This window comes from Nitratidesulfovibrio vulgaris str. Hildenborough, from assembly GCF_000195755.1.
In the GTDB taxonomy this organism is placed as follows: domain Bacteria; phylum Desulfobacterota; class Desulfovibrionia; order Desulfovibrionales; family Desulfovibrionaceae; genus Nitratidesulfovibrio; species Nitratidesulfovibrio vulgaris.
Genome location: NC_002937.3, coordinates 2,376,904 through 2,396,729, shown reverse-complemented (window position 1 = coordinate 2,396,729; position 19,826 = coordinate 2,376,904). Strand labels below are relative to the sequence as shown.

General features: G+C 64.4%; 14 protein-coding genes and 1 pseudogene. 5 read left to right on the top strand and 10 right to left on the bottom strand.

What is annotated here, in order from left to right; all coding sequences use genetic code 11:
• Positions 1-70 precede the first annotated feature (70 nt).
• Complete coding sequence (locus tag DVU_RS10805; RefSeq protein WP_010939577.1) at positions 71-2,089, bottom strand: cation:proton antiporter domain-containing protein; 2,019 nt, start codon at positions 2,087-2,089, stop codon at positions 71-73.
• Positions 2,090-2,542: 453 nt separating this feature from the next.
• Between DVU_RS10805 and DVU_RS10800 the strand changes: the two genes are divergently transcribed.
• The 3 genes from DVU_RS10800 (at position 2,543) to DVU_RS10790 (ending at position 5,599) form a co-directional block, all read left to right on the top strand.
• A complete protein-coding gene (locus tag DVU_RS10800; protein WP_010939574.1) occupies positions 2,543-3,736 on the top strand; it encodes a quaternary amine ABC transporter ATP-binding protein in 1,194 nt (397 codons plus the stop codon).
• Positions 3,733-4,584 carry an ABC transporter permease gene (locus tag DVU_RS10795; protein ID WP_010939573.1) on the top strand — a complete coding sequence of 284 codons (852 nt, stop codon included), beginning with the start codon at positions 3,733-3,735 and terminating at the stop codon, positions 4,582-4,584. Before DVU_RS10800 ends, DVU_RS10795 begins: the two co-directional genes overlap by 4 nt.
• A 157-nt stretch (positions 4,585-4,741) precedes the next feature.
• Complete coding sequence (locus tag DVU_RS10790) at positions 4,742-5,599, top strand: glycine betaine ABC transporter substrate-binding protein (RefSeq protein ID WP_010939572.1); 858 nt, start codon at positions 4,742-4,744, stop codon at positions 5,597-5,599.
• Between the two features lie 212 nt (positions 5,600-5,811).
• On the opposite strand, the gene mtgA is transcribed toward DVU_RS10790, so the two are convergent.
• Complete coding sequence (mtgA, locus tag DVU_RS10785) at positions 5,812-6,558, bottom strand: monofunctional biosynthetic peptidoglycan transglycosylase (protein WP_010939571.1); 747 nt, start codon at positions 6,556-6,558, stop codon at positions 5,812-5,814.
• Between the two features lie 427 nt (positions 6,559-6,985).
• On the opposite strand from mtgA, the gene DVU_RS10780 reads away from it, so the two are divergent.
• Positions 6,986-9,316, top strand: a complete 2,331-nt coding sequence (locus tag DVU_RS10780; RefSeq protein ID WP_010939570.1) for a methyl-accepting chemotaxis protein — start codon at positions 6,986-6,988, stop codon at positions 9,314-9,316.
• 506 nt (positions 9,317-9,822) lie between these two features.
• Positions 9,823-10,902: a lipid II:glycine glycyltransferase FemX gene (locus DVU_RS10775; protein ID WP_010939569.1), complete on the top strand. Its 1,080-nt coding sequence runs from the start codon at positions 9,823-9,825 to the stop codon at positions 10,900-10,902.
• A 196-nt stretch (positions 10,903-11,098) separates the two neighbouring features.
• On the opposite strand, the gene DVU_RS10770 is transcribed toward DVU_RS10775, so the two are convergent.
• The 8 genes and pseudogenes from DVU_RS10770 to DVU_RS10735 all read right to left on the bottom strand — a co-directional run bounded on the left by DVU_RS10770 (position 11,099) and on the right by DVU_RS10735 (position 19,441).
• Positions 11,099-11,620 (bottom strand): 4Fe-4S dicluster domain-containing protein, encoded by a 522-nt coding sequence (locus DVU_RS10770; RefSeq protein ID WP_010939568.1) that lies wholly within the window; start codon positions 11,618-11,620, stop codon positions 11,099-11,101.
• Positions 11,617-11,979, bottom strand: coding sequence for a hydrogenase maturation nickel metallochaperone HypA (gene hypA / locus DVU_RS10765; RefSeq protein ID WP_010939567.1), 363 nt, complete (start codon positions 11,977-11,979; stop codon positions 11,617-11,619). The genes DVU_RS10770 and hypA overlap by 4 nt, the downstream gene beginning before the upstream one ends.
• Before the next feature lie 8 nt (positions 11,980-11,987).
• Complete coding sequence (locus DVU_RS10760; protein ID WP_010939566.1) at positions 11,988-13,088, bottom strand: hydrogenase large subunit; 1,101 nt, start codon at positions 13,086-13,088, stop codon at positions 11,988-11,990.
• Positions 13,085-13,630, bottom strand: coding sequence for an NADH-quinone oxidoreductase subunit C (locus DVU_RS10755; RefSeq protein WP_010939565.1), 546 nt, complete (start codon positions 13,628-13,630; stop codon positions 13,085-13,087). Before DVU_RS10755 ends, DVU_RS10760 begins: the two co-directional genes overlap by 4 nt.
• A complete protein-coding gene (locus DVU_RS10750; RefSeq protein WP_010939564.1) occupies positions 13,627-14,262 on the bottom strand; it encodes a 4Fe-4S dicluster domain-containing protein in 636 nt (211 codons plus the stop codon). The genes DVU_RS10755 and DVU_RS10750 overlap by 4 nt, the downstream gene beginning before the upstream one ends.
• Position 14,263: 1 nt before the next feature.
• On the bottom strand, positions 14,264-14,698 hold the full coding sequence (locus DVU_RS10745) for an NADH-quinone oxidoreductase subunit B family protein (protein ID WP_010939563.1): 435 nt from the start codon (positions 14,696-14,698) through the stop codon (positions 14,264-14,266).
• 12 nt (positions 14,699-14,710) lie between these two features.
• A pseudogene (locus tag DVU_RS10740) lies at positions 14,711-15,676 on the bottom strand (respiratory chain complex I subunit 1 family protein).
• Between the two features lie 3 nt (positions 15,677-15,679).
• The gene (locus DVU_RS10735) at positions 15,680-19,441 is read right to left on the bottom strand and encodes a complex I subunit 5 family protein (protein WP_010939561.1); all 3,762 of its coding nucleotides are present in this window, start codon (positions 19,439-19,441) and stop codon (positions 15,680-15,682) included.
• Between the last annotated feature and the right edge of the window lie 385 nt (positions 19,442-19,826).

The window sequence follows — 19,826 nt, the reverse complement described above, 5'->3', positions numbered from 1 at the left end:
GCCTCCGGCGCTCACCTAGCACGGGCTGCGACGGCGGTAAACCGGGCGACCCTGTCTGGGGGCAGGTGCGTCAGGCCGCTGTTTCCGAGACCGAAGATGGCACCCTCTCTGCGAAGGGAGCGTCGCCGGTAGCCTTCGAGAAGAGTGCCGCCGCGTCATGCAGTGCCGTGGGCTCACCGAAGACATAGGCAACGTCGCCGGGCAGCAGCGCCATGCTGCCATCGGGGGATGCCAGCGTCGTCTCCCCTCGCCGGATGGCGACGACAGTGACGCCATGGCGCTGCCGCAGGTCGCTTTCAAGGAGCGTACGTCCGGCGATGCTGGCCCCCGCTTCGACGGTGTAGGCTTCGACGGCGACTCCGGGCAGACCGCCCTCGAGTGCGGCAAGCGTCGACCCCGGAAGGTCGTGGCTGCGGAGCATGTCGTAGTTCTCGGCCCGGATGCGGTCGATGAAACCGTCGATGGTCTGCCGCGGGACGAGGTAGTGGGTGAGAACGCGGCTGAAGACTTCGATGGAGGTCTCGAACTCTTCCGGGACGACCTCGTTGGCGCCGAGGTCGCGCAGGGCGGTCACTTCGCCGAGGAAGCGGGTGCGCACCACGATGTGCAGGGCAGGGTTCAGGGCGCGGGCTGCCGCGGTGACGCCGCGAACGGCTGCGGGGTCGGAGATGACCACGGCAAGGATGCGGGCCTGCCGTACGCCGAGATGCTCGAGGACGAGCGGGTGGGTGGCGTCGCCGTGGTGGATGGGTTCCTTGCCGTGGTACCGCGCCACCGTGTCGGGGTTCATCTCGAGGATGGTGTAGGCGATACCAGCCTCTCGTGCCACCCGGGCTAGGTGTTTGCCGCCGACCCCGAAGCCGACCACGATGAGGTGGTCGTGCAGGGCCGCCCCGTGCGCTTCATCAAAGGTCTCGTGACTCTTGAGCAGCGTCGACACGTAGCGGGCGAAGCGGGGTGCCACGGCAAGCAGTCCGGGGGTGAGCGTCATGGTGATGATGCTCGCCGCAAGAAACATCTGGTAGGCATCTTTGCCGAGAAGCCCGTGCTCAAGCCCCGACCGGGCAAGGACGAACGAGAACTCACCTATCTGGGCCAGCGCCAGTGCGGCGATGATGCAGGTGCGTAGCGGGTAGCCCAGCAGCAGGATGGCGGGAGTGGCGATGGCGGCCTTGAGAACCACCAGTGCGGCGGCGACGGCGAGTACGGCACCGAGGTTGTCGAACAGGAAGCCCACATCGAGCAGCATCCCCACCGAGATGAAGAACAGGCTGGTGAACACGTCGCGGAAGGGGAGCACCCCTTCGATGACGCTGAGGCTGTATTCCGACTCTGCCAACAGCAGTCCGGCAAGAAAGGCCCCCAGCGAGAGGGAAAGGCCCATGGATGATGTGAGCAGGGCGACGGCGAGGCAAAGACCCAGCGTGGTGAGCAGCAGCAGTTCACGGCTGCGGGTGCGTACCACGCGCTCCATCAGGGGCGGGACCACATAACGCGCCAGAAGGACGAGACCGCCGAGAACGGCGACGGTGCGGCCCACCGAGAGGGCGAGCGACTTCGCGTCTGCCGTGATGGTTCCCGCCAGCAGCGGAATGGCCAGCATCATGGGGACGATGGCGATGTCCTGGAAGATGAGCACGGAAAGGGCGATGCGTCCTTGCGGACTCTCGGTCTGTGCGCGTTGCTGCAAGAGGCTCAGAACGATGGCGGTGGAAGAGAGGGCGGCGAGAAATCCGAACAGGATGCCTTCGGAGAGCGTCTGTCCGTGCAGCAGGGCTATGCCCGCGAAGACGGCTACCGTCAGACCCACCTGTGCAGTGCCGCCGATGAAGACGGGCTTGCGCAGGCGCGACAGCTCATCGCCGGAGAGTTCCATGCCGATGGTGAACATGAGCAGAACCACGCCAATCTCGGCCATGAGTTCGACCTCATGCACAGCGGAGACGAGCCCCAGTGCCGAAGGGCCGCACAACACACCCGTGATGAGGAAGCCGACGATGGCGGGCAGGCGCACCCGGTGGCAGACGAGCAGAACGCCTATCGAGAGACAGAAGAGGACGACGATGTCCGGCAGAAGGGGTAGCTGCATCGAGGGTTCCTTTGGCTTGGGATGTCAGAGCTTACCGTAAGTCTGTGGCGGGTACAATGTCGGCTTTCATGATGCATAAGGTATGTTCCATGTGTGCATATGCGCTATGTGCATGTGTTGTGCTGGACATGATGACGACATTGCTGTAGCATGTCCTCCACAATGGATGATTTTGCTCCTTTTCAAAGAAGCATGATTGTCCTTTCAAGTGCAGTTATTACATACGTTTTCAATCCAGGAGGATGTGCGACACATGGGCTTGGGCAGAGCAGCCTGCCCATGTGTGTGGTCTTTCATTCCGCACTATCGAGCGAATGATGCCATGCGTCGCGGTTGCAGCCTTGCGCCTTCCGCGTGCCCGTTTTGCGGGCGGCGTTCGCTGTCCTCCCTTCCGTTGTCGGGCCGGTGCCCGACGGGGTGTCTTCCACCCCGCGACATCCAACAGGAGGGAGCATGTCGAAACTTTCCATCAGGAACCTGACCAAGATCTTCGGTCCACACCCCGAGAAGGCCCTCGGTCTTCTCGAGCAGGGGCTCGGCAAGGAGGAAATCCACCGCCGCACAAGCCATGCCGTGGGTGTCGACCGTGCCTCCTTCGATGTGGAGGAGGGCGAGATCGTCGTGGTCATGGGTCTCTCCGGCAGCGGTAAATCCACATTGGTACGCTGCCTCAACCGCCTCATCGAACCCACGGCCGGAACCGTCACCGTCGACGGCCGGGACGTGACCTCCATGCCCGTCGACGAGTTGCGACGCCTTCGGCAACGCAGCTTCGGGATGGTCTTCCAGAACTTCGCCCTCTTCCCGCACCGCACTGTGCTGCAGAATGCCGCCTTCGGCCTAGAGGCCATGGGCGTGCCCCGTGCCGAACGCGAGCGTCAGGCCATGGTCTCGCTCGAAAGGGTGGGGCTCGCAGAGTGGGCCGCATCGCGTCCCGCGCAGCTGTCCGGGGGCATGCAACAGCGTGTGGGGCTTGCAAGGGCCCTCTCCCTCGACCCCGACATCCTGCTCATGGACGAGGCGTTCAGCGCGCTCGACCCACTCATCCGGCGTGACATGCAGGACGAACTGCTGCGGTTGCAGGACGACCTGCAGAAGACCATCGTGTTCATCAGTCATGACCTCGACGAGGCCCTCAAACTGGGTGACCGCATCGTGCTCATGCGCGACGGGGCGGTGGTGCAGATAGGCACGCCCGAGGACATCCTCACCAATCCTGCCGACGACTATGTCGCCCGCTTCGTGGGCGAGGCCGATGTGACCAAGGTGCTCACGGCTGGCAGCGTCATGAAGCGCTCCGAAGCCGTGGCGGTGCTCGGCATAGACGGCCCCCGCACCGCCCTGCGCAAGATGCGGCGTAACGCCATCGCAACGCTCTTCGTGCTGGACGAACGGCACAGGCTGGTGGGGCTCATCACCGCAGACGATGCGGCGCGCCTCGCCGCCGAGGGCGTACGCGAGCTTGGTTCCATCGTCAGACGTGACATCGCCACGGTTCCACCAGAAGCCCCGGCTACGGAACTCATATCCCTCATGGCAGACCTGCCGCATCCGCTGGCTGTCGTGGACGAACGTGGCAGGCTGGCTGGCGTCATCGTTCGCGGTCTGCTGCTGGGGGCGCTTGCCGAACGCGGAGGTGTCGCATGATGTCCGTCCAAATTCCACGCATCCCCCTCGGGGCATGGCTCGAAGCCTTCACCGACAACATGGTGGAGTGGTGCTCCGGCGCAACGCGTGCCTTCTCCACAGTGGCTGGCAATGGCATCGACATGCTCGAATCATTGCTCGGCTCCATTCCTCCGTGGGCCTTCATACCCGTGGTGGCGCTGCTGGCATGGCGTGCCACGCGCAAGCCGGGCATCGGTGCGTTCGCCCTGCTGGGCTTCGGGCTCATATGGAACCTCGGCCTGTGGGAGGCCACCATGAGCACCATAGCCCTCGTGCTCGTGGCCACGGCGCTGGCTGTGGTGACAGGCGTGCCCCTGGGCATCGCCGCGGCGGTCAACGTCACGGTGCGCAAGGTGCTCATGCCGGTGCTCGACCTCATGCAGACCATGCCCGCGTTCGTCTATCTCATTCCCGCCATCCCGTTCTTCGGTCTCGGCAAGGTGGCGGCGGTGTTCGCCACTGTGGTGTTCGCCATGCCCCCTGCCATTCGCTTCACGTGCCTCGGCATCCGGCAGGTCCCCGACGACCTCGTGGAATGCGCAGAGGCGTTCGGCACCAGTCGCTGGCAGCGGCTGGTCAAGCTGGAACTGCCGCTGGCAGCCCCCACCATCCTCGCTGGCGTGAACCAGACCATCATGCTGGCGCTCTCCATGGTCGTCATCGCAGCCATGATCGGTGCGCGCGGCCTTGGCGGCGAGGTGTGGAAGGCCATCCAGAGGCTCGAACTGGGCAGCGGCTTCGAGGCGGGCATCGGTATCGTCATCGTCGCCATATGCCTCGACCGGGTGCTCCAGCACATAGGGCGCCGCAGTTCCGTCGACAGGTAGCACCTCGTCAGGCCGCGCTGCGTTCTCATCGAGTCAGCGCGCCTGTCACCGATCACGGTGCGTGTGCCGGGGGCTTGCAGCCTCCGGTGCCGCACGCGGCGGTTCTCCCCGCCATTCCGTTCCCGTCCGGGGTCCCCGGCAAACCAGAGGAGAAACCATGAAAAAGATCATTCTGCTGGCAGTGGCGTTCCTTCTTGCCTTCACCGGTGCGGCACAGGCCGCCTCGAAGGACGCGAAGCCCGTGCGCATCGCCTATGTGGAATGGGATTGCGCCCGCGCCACGAGCAATCTCGTCAAGGCCGCCATCGAAGACAGGTTGCACCGCAAGGTCGAGCTTCTTCCGGTCAGTGCCGGTGCCATGTGGATGGCTGTGGCTTCGGGCGACGTGGACGCCACGGTCACGGCGTGGTTGCCCGTCACGCACGGCGACTACCTCAAACGTCTTGAAGGCAAGGTGCGCGACCTCGGCCCGCTGGTGGACGGTGCGCGCCTTGGCTGGGCGGTACCCGACTATGTGACGGTGAACTCCATCGCCGAACTCGACGCCGCTGCTGACCGTTTCGGCGGGCGCATCATCGGTATCGACCCCGGTGCCGGACTCATGCGTATGTCGGAGGATGCCATCAAGGCATACGGCCTCAAGAAGATGCAGCTTGTGGAGGGCAGTGGGGCGACCATGACGGCGGCCCTTGCCGACGCCATCCGCCGCAAGGAATGGATTGTGGTCACCGCGTGGTCGCCGCACTGGATGTTCGGACGCTGGCAACTGAAGTACCTTGACGACCCCAAGGGCGCCCTGGGCGGGATGGAATCCATCCACACGGTGGTACGCAAGGGGCTGGACAAGGACATGCCCGAGGTCTTCGCCTTTCTCGACCGCTTCGCCTATGCGGATACGGCCCAGTTGCAGACCCTCATGGCGTGGAACAACGAGGAAGGGGCCGACCCGCTGACCAACGCCCGTCGCTTCATGAAGGAGCACCCTGCGCTGGTGGACAGCTGGCTGGCGAAGTAGAGGCGCATTTTCAGGGCTGTGGGACTGAATGAGGCGTCCGCTTCACCTGCTGCCTTGCGAATCCAGAACCTCTGTAGGACAAGGGTGCACTATGCACCTGCCATGACAGGCATTCTCGTGATGACGACAGGCCCCCGGAACGACTGCGTTCCGGGGGCTTCATCGTGTGCGAGGCAGTGCCGTCTGCCCCTGTACTGAAGAGCGGGGCGTGTTCAGATGAGCCCTCTGCGTTCCATGCGCGAGAGGATGATGGCGGTCTTCTGCCGTATGTGGCGGGGAGGGTTGCGTGCCGACCACTTTCGGGGATTGGGCAGTACCACGGCTAGGCGGGCGGACTGTTCAGGTGACAGGTTCGCCGCCGCAACCCCGAAGTGCGCCCGTGCCGCCTCTTCGGCACCGAAGATGCCGTCGCCCCATTCGACGACGTTCAGATACAGTTCGATGATGCGCCGCTTTGAAAGGGCATCTTCGAGACGGACTGCGAGAATCGCCTCTTTCAGCTTGCGTGAGAGGCTGCGTTCCGTGCCGAGATAGAGGTTCTTCGCCAGCTGCTGGGTGATGGTGCTGCCCCCTGCGGCAAGGCGTCCCTTCTCGAGATTGCGGCGTAACGCGTCCTCCATGCCGTCCACGTCGAATCCTTCATGTCCCCAGAATTTGTCATCCTCGGCGATGGTCACGGCGCGGATGAGGTGCGGCGAGATGCGTTTGAGGGGAACCCATGTGCGGCGCACCCGGAATGTCTTGCCCACGTCTTCGGCTTCGCCACGACGTTGTTCGATGAGTGCCGTTGTCTGCGGCTGTGCTGTCACGAGGTCGTCCACATCGGGCCAGACCGCGTAGCGTAGCACATCCGCGGCAGCCAGAGTGACGATGGCGGCGAGGCAAAGCCAGAAGACCTTCATCAGGCTTCGTTTCGGCTGCGCGGGCTTGTGGCGTCGAGCGATGTTCTTTCTGTACATGTGTGATCGTCCATTTCCCGGCAGACTCGCGGAGAATGATCGTGCACCTCCGTCTTGGGCGGAGTGTCCGTCCTGTCTGCACCTCGAAGTCCACGGTGGGCCTTTGGCGTAGCCCAACGGGGCACGGTTGCCAAGTACCGTTGCGGTCTGGAGGCGCACAGGTCTGCGATGCGGACAGCGTGTCACATAATAACCGTATTGCGACTTTTGACGATGCCGCTACGATAGATGCCATGGGCTGTATTTTTAAAATGAACGTTTGATGAATGTGTGTTGTGAGTGAACGCGTGCAGGGGGCATACTGCGTATATGGCAGGTAGGGTATGCGGGTAGGGTATTGAAAAATCACCTCCTGTTAGTGCAAAACCCCATAAAGTTAACGGAATAATCGACGATTGGTAGATAAAGTATCTTCGGGAGGCTGGCAGTGGAAGTGCGCAAGGGTTTTTTCGACAGGCTCAACAATCGCGTGACGGTGCTTCTCGTCGGCTTGTTGCTTCTGGGATTCGGAGGTCTGGGCTGGTATGCGGTGAATGCCGTGACTTCCTACGCGGAGGCGTCCCGTCGTGAGGCGACCGAGACCCTGATGGGTGCGGTGGAGACGGCGACAGAGGTCTACATCCGCAATCTTCAGAAGTTGTGCGAGGGGCTGGCACGGCAGCGTGCCGTTGTCGTCGCCCTGCGTTCAGGGGTGGATGAGGGCGAGACGGCGCAACGCCGTTTCAAGGACTATCTTGCCACCTATCCGGAAATCTGGTCGGCTTACACCTTCGATACCGCAGGGGAAGCTGTTGCAGGTTTCAATGCCGCCAACAAGGACGAACGGGGCGAGAACAAGAAGAAGCATCCGGTCGTTGCACAGGTGCTGTCCGGTGCGAATGTCGCCATCGCGCGTGAGCTTTACAGCGTCGAGGGGGGACGGCTTGCCCTGCGCATCGCCGTGCCCGTGCGCGACCCCGAGAATGGCAAACTGCTGGGCGGGGTTCAGGTCTCGTTCAATTTCCATGAGTTCGAAAAGGAAGTCTTGAAGTCCGTAACGAACGGCGAGACGGGGTATCTCTTCCTCGTCGACGAGAAGGGGACCTTCCTCTCGCATCCCAATCCTGCGTTGGTCATGACAAGCGGAACAAGCCTTTCGTCCGTCTCGGAGATGTTGCGGCGCAAGAACGGCTTCATGCGATACGTCTCAGATGGCGAGGCCAAATTCGCCGCTTTCGCCACCGTCCCCCAGACCGGGTGGATACTGGCTGCCAACATCAACGAGTCAGAGGTGCTGGCTGCGGCGCGCAGCCTCGGCATGGTCATCATCGGCATCAGTGTCGTGGCGTCACTGGTGCTTGCGGGTGTCCTCGTCATGGTGCTGCGCAGGCTCGTCATTCTCCCGCTGGGGGCGTTGCAGCGCTACACGGGCGAGATTGCCGCCGGTGACTTCTCTACCGTGCCGCAGGGGAGGTTCAGTTGCGAATTCGCCGACCTCGCCGCCGATGTCGACCACATGAAGACAAAGATCAAGGCTGAACTCGGTTTCGCACAGGGCGTGCTGAAGGGCATACCCACGCCGTGCGGCATCGTCGGCCCCGACTTCACCATGACATGGGCCAACGAGCATATCCTCAAGCTGCTGGAGCGTACCGGAAAACCGCAGGACTACTACGGGATGCGTTCCGGCGAGTTCTACTGGCGCGACCCCAACCGGGAGACCCTCTCCGACAAGGCCATCAAGAGTCGCACCGACCTGCATGACGTGGCGGTATGGAACGCACCATCAGGGCGTGAAGTCCATCTCAACGTGGCGACGACACCCTTCTATGACATGGACGGCGAGTTGCTCGGTTCCATCGCGTTCTGGATGGACATCACCGACATCATCGAGAAGCAGCGCGAGGTCGAAGCGCAACATGCCCGCATCGCGGAGGCGGCACGTCGCGCCATGGACGTGTCGGCCCGTCTCTCCGCTGCCGCCGAAGAGCTTTCGGCGCAGATAGACGAGTCGAGTCGCGGCACCGAGGTGCAGAAGACGCGCATCAGCGAGACGGCTGCCGCCGTGGAGCAGATGAACGCCTCCATCCTTGAGGTGGCGCGGAACGCGGGCGAGGCCGTCACCAGTGCCGACACGGCCCGCGAGAGTGCAGAGAAGGGTGCCGGGGTGGTGCAGGACGCTGTGGCATCCATAGGTGCGTTGCGGGACAGGATGCACGAGATGGGTGTGAGTCTTGAGGAACTTGGTCGGCAGGCCGATGGTATCGGCACCATCGTGGACATGATTTCAGATGTGGCCGACCAGACCAACCTGCTGGCGCTCAATGCCGCCATCGAGGCGGCGCGGGCTGGCGAGGCGGGGCGTGGCTTCGCCGTCGTCGCCGACGAGGTGCGTAAACTCGCCGAGAAGACCATGGGCGCCACCAACGATGTGGGGAACGCCATCCGTGCCATACAGGGCGTGACCCGCAAGACGGTCGAACTCATGGGGCTGGCAGGTGGCGATGCAGAGACCTCTGTGGCACGCGCAGGCGATGCCGGGGCTTCGCTCAAGACCATCGTCCAGCTTTCGGTGGGCACGGCTGATCAGGTGCGCTCCATCGCCACGGCAGCTGAAGAGCAGTCGGCGGCGTCGGAGCAGATAGCCCGCGCCACGGAAGAGATCAACGTCATCTCCAGCGACACGGCAGAGGGCATGAGCCAGTCGGCGGCAGCCATCACCGAAGTGGCTGACATGGCGAGCGAGCTCGAACGTATCATTGAGGGCATGAAGTCCTGACAGGCTGCATGACAGATGTCGCGGCCCCCGCATTCTGCAAGGAATGCGGGGGCTTCTGTCATGTCTCGTTGCCGTGTGACTTTCGAAGTCCCCGTGCATGGCAAACCGCTGTGCACTGTGTATCCGTATGGATTAGCGAATGTTCCACGTGCTACGACCTGAAGGTGAATGTCGGGACGTCGAGTTGTCAGAAACATATACGTGGTGTATGAACAGGGCTTTGTGCGCATGAGAATGTGCTATAGGCAAAGCCGTGTGCAACGCACATGTGCCGCAAGTTCGCGTCGGATGGGAGACCATGACCGGCGCGATACGTTTTTTGGAGGCCGTTGCATAAAGGTATAGACGTTAGCGTATCAGCATCGTCCTTCTACCGTGGTTTCGTGTTGGCGGGGTCGCATGTCTCATGCGTCTCCCGCTTTGTTTTTACCTGAAGACGCCTGTGTGCCCGTACTGCCGGGCGGGGCGGACAGAGACGTCGAAGCAGTGACGTCAGGGAGCGTGACATGGTCGACCTTTCTCGCAAGAAGACGCAGGCCCTTCTACCCACGGACATCCTCTTCCAGACGCCGTACTGGGCGCAGGTGAAGACCCGTCTCGGCATGGAGTCGCACGCCTTCGACATCCGGTCTTCCGGGCCGTGGGGCGACGTGCTTGTGCTGTTGCGGCGGTTTGGCAGGCACCGCGTCGCCATCGTGCCGCAAGGCCCGGAGGTGGCCCCGCCCCATGAGGACTACGGTGTCTACCTTGAAAGCTTCTCCCTCGCGCTAGCGGAGGGGCTAGGCCCCGATGTGGCGTTCATCCGCTACGACCTGCCGTGGGTCTCGCCCTATGCGGACGAGATGCACGACGAGGGATGGAACGCCTTCCCCGAGGCACGCTTGCGCGAATTGCGCATGAACATGGGCACGCGACACTGGAATCTTCGCAAGTCGTTTCAGGATTTGACGGTGGCAAGTTCGCTGGTGGTGGACATCACCGGCGAGGAAGCGGCGGTGCTTGAGCGCATGAAGCCCAAGACGCGCTACAACATCGGGCTTGCCCGGCGCAAGGGCGTGGCCGTGCGCGAGGTCGGACGCGAGAGTCTGCCGCAGTTTCACGCCCTCTATCGGCAGACGGCCATACGGAACGGCTTCGAACCGTGCAGCATCACGCATTTCAGCGCCATGTTCCATGCGTTGTGCGACGGCGCGGGCAGTACTGAACTTCTGTTCCTGCTGGCGACGCACGGGACGGACATCCTTGCCGGATGCATCGTGGGGCTGGCCGGAAGAACGGCCAACTTCCTGTACGGGGCGTCGGGCAATGTCAAACGCAACCTCATGGCACCCTATCTCATGCACTGGACGGCCATGTGCCATGCCCGCGACCGGGGGTGCCACGACTACGAGATGGGTGCCGTCCCGCCCGGGCACGACCCGGCACACCCCTTCCACGGGTTATACCGCTTCAAGACCGGCTTCGGCGGACGGGTCGCGCTGCGAAGCGGGTCATGGGACTATCCGCTCGACCATGCGGCCTACCGCGACTTCTGCAATGCCGAAAGCCTGTACAGGACTGACGCCGCGCCCGGAAGGACGCAGTAGAGAGGCGATGCGTCTTCACGCATGAGGGGGCGACGCGTGTCGCCTGACTTCTTCACGGGATGGCAGGTTGCGTGGCGTTCCGTACCCATGAGATGACGAACGACCTAGTTGCGAACGCTCTGATGACGAACGTTCTTATGACGAACGCCCCGCCGGGTTTCCGGCGGGGCGTCTGCATTCTGTCGAGAGGCGAAGGCTACTGGTGTCTGCCGCGTGCCTCGGCAAGCGGGACCATGTGCAGGGCCTTGGTGGGGCATGCCTCCACGCAGGCGCAGCTGCTCTTGCCTTCCCGTGCGCGCCATTCGGAGCACAGGTCGCAGCGCACGGCCACTTCGCGGCCATGCATGGCCCCTGCCTCGTCCTCTTCGGGCAGGCCGATGAACGAGAGGCTGATGGCTCCGTACGGGCACGCCATGATGCACAGCCTGCACGCGGCGCAAAACTGGGCGCGCATGGTGACCACGCCATCATCCTGCACGAGGGCGCGGGTGGGGCAGACACGGGCGCAAGGGGCATCCTTGCACTGGCGGCACTGCACGGGCATCTTCACTTCGTCGGTCTTGACCACGTGGACGCGCGGAGCGAACACCGTACGCTTCTTCGCGGCCTCCTTGATGGTCAGGTTGTTGTGGGAGGCGATGCAGGCCAGTTCGCACTTGCGGCAGGCACGGCACTTTTCGGCCTCTGCCTGTATGACGAAGAGTTCCTCGTGGTTCATGCTGTTGCTCCTTCGGGTTGGGGCACTTCAAGACCGGCGATGGTCAGTTCGCGTCCACCTTCAAGGGTTATGTCATCGTTACCACATGTAGGGCAGGCGAAACAACGCCGATGCAGGTCGAATGTCGCGCCACAGGCGTGGCAGGTGCCGAGGGCGGGCACCGTCTCAAGGTCGAGCGAGGCTCCTTCTGCCACCGTGCCCTCGCTGTAAAGCTCGAAGCAGGCGGTGAGGGTGCGGGGTTCGACACCGGTGAGCAGCCCCACTCGCAGACGTACGCGCGCGATGCGCGTCACGTCGTGCCGTGCGGCCTCCTCCTCTACGATGCGCATGATGCCCGCCACGATGGATGCCTCGTGCATGGTCTCTCCTAACGCTCCGTGCAGGAGATGCAGGGGTCGATGCTGTTCACGATGAGCGGGATGTCGGCGACGTTGGCGTCGCGCATCATCACGCCGAGGGCGTCCCAGTTCATGTAGGACGGGACGCGCCACTTGAGCCGGTTGGGGATGTCGGTGCCGTCGGTGCGCAGGTAGTACATGAGCTCGCCGCGGGGGGCTTCGCTACGTGCCACCGACTGCCCGGCGGGTATCTCCGGCATGATGACCGTCATGGCCCCTTCGGGCAGGGTCGCCACGCACTGGCGGATGATGGAGATGGACTCGAACACCTCGCGCAGACGTACGAGGGCGCGGGCGCGCACGTCGCAGCCCTCTTCGGTGATCACATCGAACGAGAGTTGCGGGTAGGCGGCATAGGGCACGTCGCGGCGCACGTCGACGGCAAGGCCGGAACCTCGCGCCACGGGGCCCACCACGCCGAAGCGGCGTGCCTCGTCGGGGGGCAGTACGCCGATGCCGGTGGTGCGCCCTGTGACCATGGGGTCGGAGGCGTAGATGCGGTATATCTCGCGGGCGTTACGTTCCACCTTGTCGAGACCGGCAAGCAGCATGGCCAGCAGTTCGGCGTCCACGTCGTACTTCACGCCGCCGATGCAGTTGGCGGCGAGGTCCATGCGGTTGCCGTACACCGTCTCCTTGATGTCCTGCATGATCTCACGCACTTCCATCACATGCATGAACAGCGACTTGAAGCCGATGATGTGCGCGAGGATGGCGACGTTGAACAGGTGCGAGGCCGTGCGCTTTATCTCCTCCGCCACCACACGCAGATGGTCGGCGCGGGCGGGCACTTCGATGCCCGCGAGGTGCTCGACTGCCATGCAGTAGGTGAAGGGATGGCTGTTCGAGCACAGCGAGCACACGCGTTCGGTGAGCACGATGTTCTGGAACAGGTTGCGGCGCATGGCCAGCGCCTCCATGCCCCGGTGGACATGTCCGGCGGTGATTTCCACGTTGCGGACGATTTCGCCGTCGACATCCAGCTTGAAGTACATGGGCTCTTCAAGGGCCACATGCAGCGGGCCTACGGGCAGCGTCCATGTCTGCGTCGTGCTGTCGGGAGTGCTCATGCCTTGTCTCCGGGGCGCGCGGCGAGGATGCGTTCCCACAGGTTCTGCGTGGACGCGCCGTTGGTCATGGTCGAAAGGGGGATGATGGTGTTCATGATGCCCGCATCGAGCTTCTCGTCGAGGAACAGGCGGCGGGGGTTCGGGTGGCCCGGTACGGCGATGTCGTACATCTCCATGAACTCGCGCTCGTTCCAGTCGGCGTTGCGGAAGTGCGGGGTGATGGAGGGCACCGACGGGCATTCGGGGTCGAGGACCACCGTGACGGTCAGCGTCGTGCCGTGCACGTCGAAGTGGTAGGCTATCTCCTGACGGGGCACGCCGGGTTCGCGCACGGGGTCGTAGGCGGTGACGGTGGCAAGGCGCGCTCCACCTTCGGCCAGCAGGCGCGCCGCTTCAGGCAGGGTGTCGCGTTCGGCGAGGCGCAGCCAGCCGTAGGCGTTGCCGTGGGCATCACGCGTCCAGGTGAAGCCTTCCGCCTCTGCCAGCGCATCCAGTGCGGTGGCGAGGGGGGCGGTGAGGGCATTGTCGGGCATGGTGGTCATTGCTGTACTCCCGTGGCGGGCGTCTCGTCGCCCTTGACCGTGACGGCGGTGGCGTCACCTTCGCGGATGGCGGGTTCGTCGGCGTGGCCTGCGGGGGCTGCGGGCATGGCCGAGGCTTCGGGGATATGCACGTCCGCCCGGGCGGCGGCCAGCTGGCGGCACGAGGGGCAAAGGCGCATGAACGAGGCGAAGTCGAAGCCGCCGGGACCGTAGGCGCGGGCCGCCAGTTGCGGCGGCAGCGGGCGGATGTGCGCACCGCAGCCTTCGCACTGCATGAACGGAACGAACTGGCGTTCGCACCAGTCGTACTTCTGCGATTGCAGGTGGGCGTTGTGCCAGTCGTTACTGAGGGTGATGGCGCCGGTGGGGCAGTAGTGCCTGCAGAGGCCGCACAGGGCGCAGGTGTTGTGCCACACGGTGAAGTCGTAGCCGCTGCCGTCCTCGCGTTCGGCGATGTTGATGGCACCCCCGGCGCAGACGTGGTGGCAGATGGCGCAGCCCACGCACAGTGCCGGGTCGAGACGCACCTGACCGCGAAAGCGGGCGGGGGTGTGGGCCTCGGCAAAGGGGAAGGGGTCGGTTGAGGGACCCTTCAGCACGTTGCGGGCGAGAACCTTGAGGAATCCGAACATGTCAGCCTCCTATGCGTTCGAGCCACAGGTCGCGCGCCTTGACGACGCCTTCGATGATGGCCTGCGGACGGGGCGGACACCCCGGCACGTTGATGTCGATGGGGATGTAGCGGTCGAGCGGCCCCTCGATGGGGTAGCCGTCGCGGAAGACGCCGCCGCTGACGGGGCAGATGCCCACGGCCACGGTGATCTTCGGGGCGGGTATCTCGTCCCACACGCGCAGCACCTTGTCCTTCACGCGGGCGGTGAGGGGCCCGGTGATGAGCACGATGTCGGCATGGCGGGGGCTGCCGCAGTATTTGCAACCGAGCCGTTCCACGTCGTAGCGAGGAATGCACGCCGTGGTGGCAAGCTCCACGTCGCAGCCGTTACATGATCCGGCGTTGATGCGGTACAACCACGGGGAGCGTACGGCGAGCTTCTTGACCAGGTTCATTGCCGGGTCTCCCTAAAAGCCCAGCCACGCCAGGGCGAGACTCGCCATGGCCAGCGGGGTGGGCAGCTTGAGGTAGAAGGTGAACGCCTGATCGATGCGGAAACGGCCGGTGGCGGCCTTGACCAGTGTCAGCGACAGCAGCATGAGGCCCGCTCACTTGGCGGCGAACCACAGCACGTTGGGCACGATGCCGCCGGGGACGGTGCCGGGGAAGAACATCGCCACGCCAAGGCCCAGCACGACGACGGTCTTCAGGGCCGCGCCGAGATGGAAGAAGCCGAGAGCGGGGCCGGAGTATTCCAGCAGCGGGCCTTCGATGATCTCGGTCTCCGCTTCGGGGATGTCGAAGGGAGGCACACCGGCCGTTCCCGGCAGGAAGAGCAGGTAGGCCAGCAGCGCGGGCAGCATCACCGGGTCGAGTCCGAGCATCCCCGTGCTTGCCTGGTAGGCCACGACCGAGGCCAGCGAGAGTTCGGCCCCCACGCCCGTGGCGTGACCGACCTTGAGCGCCACCGCCAGCAGGACGGCCAGCAGCGGAATCTCGTAGGCCAGCATCATGGTCATCTCGCGCGAGAAGCCGATGGCCCCGAAAGGCGAGCTTGACGCCGACCCGCCCACCATGAGCGCGATGGCAGGCAGGGGCAGCAGGTAGAACAGCACCAGCATGTCACCCATGCCCGGCATGCCGTCATAGACGCCGGGAACGGGGATGAAGGCCGCGCACACCGCCATGCCCGTGAAGCCGATGAGCGGCGCGGCAAGGAAGAAGGTGCGGTTGGCCGTGGCCGGGATGAGCGTCTCCTTGGTGGTCAGCTTCACGAGGTCGATGAAGGGCTGCACGATGGGCGGCCCCACGCGGCGCTGCAAGCGGGCCTCGACCTTGCGGTCGAGTCCCTTGAGCAGAAGCCCCAGCGTCAGCGCGAACGCACCGCCCGGGAAGACGATCATATGGAAGAGGGCGACAAGGATGTCTTGCATGGTCTAGCGCTCCTTGGAGGCGGTCATGCCGCGCAGCAGGGCCACGGGCGCGCCGTAGATGCTGCCGGAGTTCATGCGGGCCACGTCACGGCCGAGGTCGACACCGCAGGTGTGCACCGTCGTCACCCGGCTGTCGCGGGTGAGCAGGCGCAGCATGCCCCAGCCGAAGGCTGCGGCCACGGTGGCGAGTACCGCAACCGCGGTGGCGTTCCATGCGCCTGCGCCGCTGGCGAGGCCCCACGGGGCGACTTCGGGCGCGGTCAGGCCGAGGGCCGTCAGCATGGTGGCGATGGGCGCAAGCAGCAGGCCGGGGAAGAAGCCGGTGACGACACAACCCGCAGCGAGGACGAGCATGGGCACCAGCATCACGCGCGGGGCCTCCTGCACGTGGTCGATGTCGGGCGAGGGCTGACCGAGGAAGGCGGCGTGCAGGTACTTGGCGAAGTACGCCAGCGTCAGCACACTTCCCACCAGCGAGAGGATGGCGAGCATCACTTCACCCTGCTGCATGAGGGCGTGGTAGATGATCCATTTCGAGGTGAAACCGTTGGTGGGGGGCACGCCCACGACGGAGAGTGCGCCGATGGCGAAGACGCCCAGCGTCACCGGCATCTTGCGGCCTATGCCGCCAAGCTGGTCGAGCGAGTGCTTGTGCGTCTGCAGGATGAGTGCGCCCGCCACGAGGAAGAGCAGGTCCTTGAACAGCACGTGGTTGGCGAGGTGCAGCAGGCCCCCTGCCATGCCCAGCGGCGTGCCGAGGGCGAAGGCCAGCACCATGTAGCCCAGCTGGCTCACGGTGGAGTAGATGAGCACCAGCTTGAGGTCGGATTGCAGGACGGCGAGAAGCGCCGCCATGACGATGGTGATGCCGCCGACCCACGCCACGACCTGCATGAGGCCGATGCCGTCGGTGAACCCGGCGGCCTGCACCAGCACTGCGCCGCCGCCAAGGGCCAGCAGCAGCTTGGCGAGGCCGAAGAGCGCGCTCTTGAGCAGGACGGAGGAGATGTAACCCGAGACCGGCGTGGGCGCGGTGGCGGGGTGCATCTGCACGTCGATGCGGAAGGGCAGTTGCGCCGCCTTCATGACGAGGCCCAGCACCATGAGGCCCACCGCGGTGGCGGAGAGTCCGACGGGCATGGAGGGCAGGGCAGCGTGTACGGCGTCGAAGGCCGGGCTGCCGGCGCCTGCGGTGAGCAGCACCACGCCGAGGAACATGAAGGCCGCCCCCAGCACGTTGAAGAAGAAGTACTTGAAGCCTTCGCGCAGTGCCTCCGGGAACTCCTCATGCACTATGACGCAGTAGAGACTCCACGAACTCATGATCTCCCAGAAGGTGAAGAAGCTGTACAGGTCGCGGCTTGCCGCCACACCCATGAGGCCCCCCACCATGAAGAGGAAGAACGTGTAGAACCGCCACTGGGTGTGGCTGTGTTCCATGTAGCCCACGGCGTAGACCATGTTGAGGCAGCCGATGACAGCGACTGTCAGCACGAAGCCGTACGAGAGCATGTCGAGGTCGCGCCCGGTGAAGGCGGCGACCACTGCGGCAACCAGCAGGACGAGGGCCGTGGCCCATCCGGCCAGCTTGCGGTCGTGACGCAACAGGGCGGGCAGTGCCGCGCCGAGCATGGTCAGCACCACATAGGGGGGCCAGCTTACGGTCAGCGAGGGCAGGGTCTGCGGAGCGAGGTTGCCTGCTGCCACCAGCATGTCGGCCACGGGGGTCACGAGGGCGAGTCCGTACTGCGGCGCGATGCCGAGGAACACGCAAAGGCCCGCCAGCACCAGCATGGGCAGGCGCATGGCCCACGGTGCTTCCTGCACCGGATGTCCCTTGCGGGGCATGAAGACCAGCACGCGGATGATGCGCATGTAGTACACGGCCCCGGCAAGGCTCGCCAGCAGAAGCGCGGCGGCGAGTTCGGGGTGCCCGGCCTGCACCGCGCCCTGAAGCATGAGGTACTTGCTGGCGAATCCGGCGAAGGGCGGCATGCCCATGATGGAGAGCACACCCACCATCATGCAGCCCGCCGTCCACGGCATCATGCGGCCCATGCCCGCGAGGTCTTCAAGCTTGCGACCCGCGCGCATGACCAGCGCACCTGCGCAGAGGAAGAGCAGGTTCTTCATGATGGCATGATTGAGCACGTGGGCGAGCGCGCCCGTGGTCGACAACCATGTGCCAAGGCCGATGATGGTGGCGATTTCGCCGATCTGGCCCATGGTGGAATAGGCGAGCAGGCGCTTGATGTCGTCCTGCCGCAAGGCCATGACTTCGCCGTAGGCCATGGTGAGCACGCCCAGCGTCGTCACCGCCGCGCCCATCCACGAGATGCCTGCGATGCCTTCGCCGGTCTGCAGCAGCACGGTCATGCCGCATATAGCGAACAGGACGCGGACGATGCCGTAGATGCCGGTCTTGGTCAGCAGGCCCGACAGCGGGCCGGAGATGGAGGACGGGGCCACGGGGTGGGCGTCGGGCAGCCAGCCGTGCACGGGCACGAAACCGGCCTTGACCGCGAAGCCTGCGAGGGTGAGCAGCAGGGCGGCCTTGAGCAGCATGGGGTCGAGTTGGCGCACGGCTGTGGTCACGGCGTCGAAGTCTGCCGAACCACCGTTGGTGAGCATGAGCAGCCCGGGAAGCATGAACATCGCACCCGCAGCGCACATGACGAAGTACTTCACACCGGCGCGGAAGGCGCGGGGGGTGCCTTCATGCACGACAAGGAAGTACGACGACCATGTCATCAGTTCCCAGAAGCCGTAGAAGCTGCCGAAAGAGCGTGTGGATACGAGGCCCATCAGCGACCCCGTCATGATCATGAGGAAGAAGTAGTAGCCGGAACTGTGGCGGGCGTGTGTGATGTACCCTACGGAGTAGGCCGTGACGGCGAGGCAGACGCCCCCGGTGATGACGGCGAAGAGCCGTGCGAGGGGGTCGAGTCCCGCGCCGTGCCATGCCAGCGCAAGGGCCGCAGCCGCAAGCACCACGGCGAGGATGCTGCGGAAGGGGCGTGCCACGCCACCAGCCGCCCAGACGCAAAAAGCCCCCGCGTAGGGGACGAGTGCCGCCGGGTGCCATCCGTCAGCCAGTGCGGGAAGCGATTCGGGGGCATGCCCGAGAAATGCTGCGGCACCCACCATGAGGGCGTGTCCCCCTATGCCGCATCCCGCTACAGCAAGCGCCACAGGGGCGAGGTGCAGGGGGAGGCGTTCGGGGGTGATGCCTGAGGCTTCCCACGGGCCGTGTTCAAGACAGACGGTCTGCGTGGCGACCACGGTGAGCCATGCCATGATGGCTGCCGACAGCGCCATGAGCAGGGGCAGCAGCAGCCCGCCCGACTGCACGGCGGCTGCCGTGACCAGCATTCTCCCTTCCGGCACGAGAAAAGGGGAGATGCCCAGTGCCGCGAACATACCGAAACCATAGAGCACGGCACTGGCGGGCATGGCTTCGCGTATGCCCCGCAGGGCGTCGGCTTCGGCAGAACCCGCCTTGGACATCAGCGGGCGCAGGGCACCGTAGGCAAGTAGCCGTGCAAGACACTGGAAGGCTGCGAAGAGGATGCCCCCCGTCGTCGCCGTGGCTGAACCGAGGCCGAAACCGATGAGCGCGATGCCCGCATCGGCCACAGCCCCGTAGCCGATGAGCGCGTCAAGGCGACGCCGCGCAGCGATGGCTGCCAGCGTGCCCCAGAATAGCAGCACTATGCCAGCCTGTACCATGAAGGGCAGGTCGAACAGAGTTGGTGCTGGTTGCATCCTAATCTCCCTGATGACGAAAGTCCCGATATCTTGATTGACCAAACAGTTGGTTGACCGACCATATTGCAACACGCGGGGTAATTCAAGGGGGTGTTTGTGAATCGATTCCCAATGTGGAGTGGCAGGGGAGGGCGACACTCTTTTTTGTCCTGAGGTAACAGGATGTTGAGAGAGATGATGCCGCCCGTGGATGGACTCGAAGAAACGCAAAAAAACGCAATGCGGTGGCAGTGCAAGGGGCGTGGTGAGTGCTTACGTGATGCAACAGGTGTTGTTTATATAATCAAACAATATATGTGGCGCTCGCACTGCGGATGTCGGCACTCACTACGGACGAGTGGCGCAATGACGAGGCGCGGTGGTCATGTCCTGCTGGCACGCT

Coding starts and splice junctions, on each gene's coding strand:
- DVU_RS10805 (WP_010939577.1), bottom strand. CDS start 2,089: ATGCAGCTACCCCTTCTGCCGGACATCGTCGTCCTCTTCTGTCTCTCG.
- DVU_RS10800 (WP_010939574.1), top strand. CDS start 2,543: ATGTCGAAACTTTCCATCAGGAACCTGACCAAGATCTTCGGTCCACAC.
- DVU_RS10795 (WP_010939573.1), top strand. CDS start 3,733: ATGATGTCCGTCCAAATTCCACGCATCCCCCTCGGGGCATGGCTCGAA.
- DVU_RS10790 (WP_010939572.1), top strand. CDS start 4,742: ATGAAAAAGATCATTCTGCTGGCAGTGGCGTTCCTTCTTGCCTTCACC.
- mtgA (WP_010939571.1), bottom strand. CDS start 6,558: ATGTACAGAAAGAACATCGCTCGACGCCACAAGCCCGCGCAGCCGAAA.
- DVU_RS10775 (WP_010939569.1), top strand. CDS start 9,823: ATGGTCGACCTTTCTCGCAAGAAGACGCAGGCCCTTCTACCCACGGAC.
- DVU_RS10770 (WP_010939568.1), bottom strand. CDS start 11,620: ATGAACCACGAGGAACTCTTCGTCATACAGGCAGAGGCCGAAAAGTGC.
- hypA (WP_010939567.1), bottom strand. CDS start 11,979: ATGCACGAGGCATCCATCGTGGCGGGCATCATGCGCATCGTAGAGGAG.
- DVU_RS10760 (WP_010939566.1), bottom strand. CDS start 13,088: ATGAGCACTCCCGACAGCACGACGCAGACATGGACGCTGCCCGTAGGC.
- DVU_RS10755 (WP_010939565.1), bottom strand. CDS start 13,630: ATGACCACCATGCCCGACAATGCCCTCACCGCCCCCCTCGCCACCGCA.
- DVU_RS10750 (WP_010939564.1), bottom strand. CDS start 14,262: ATGTTCGGATTCCTCAAGGTTCTCGCCCGCAACGTGCTGAAGGGTCCC.
- DVU_RS10745 (WP_010939563.1), bottom strand. CDS start 14,698: ATGAACCTGGTCAAGAAGCTCGCCGTACGCTCCCCGTGGTTGTACCGC.
- DVU_RS10735 (WP_010939561.1), bottom strand. CDS start 19,441: ATGCAACCAGCACCAACTCTGTTCGACCTGCCCTTCATGGTACAGGCT.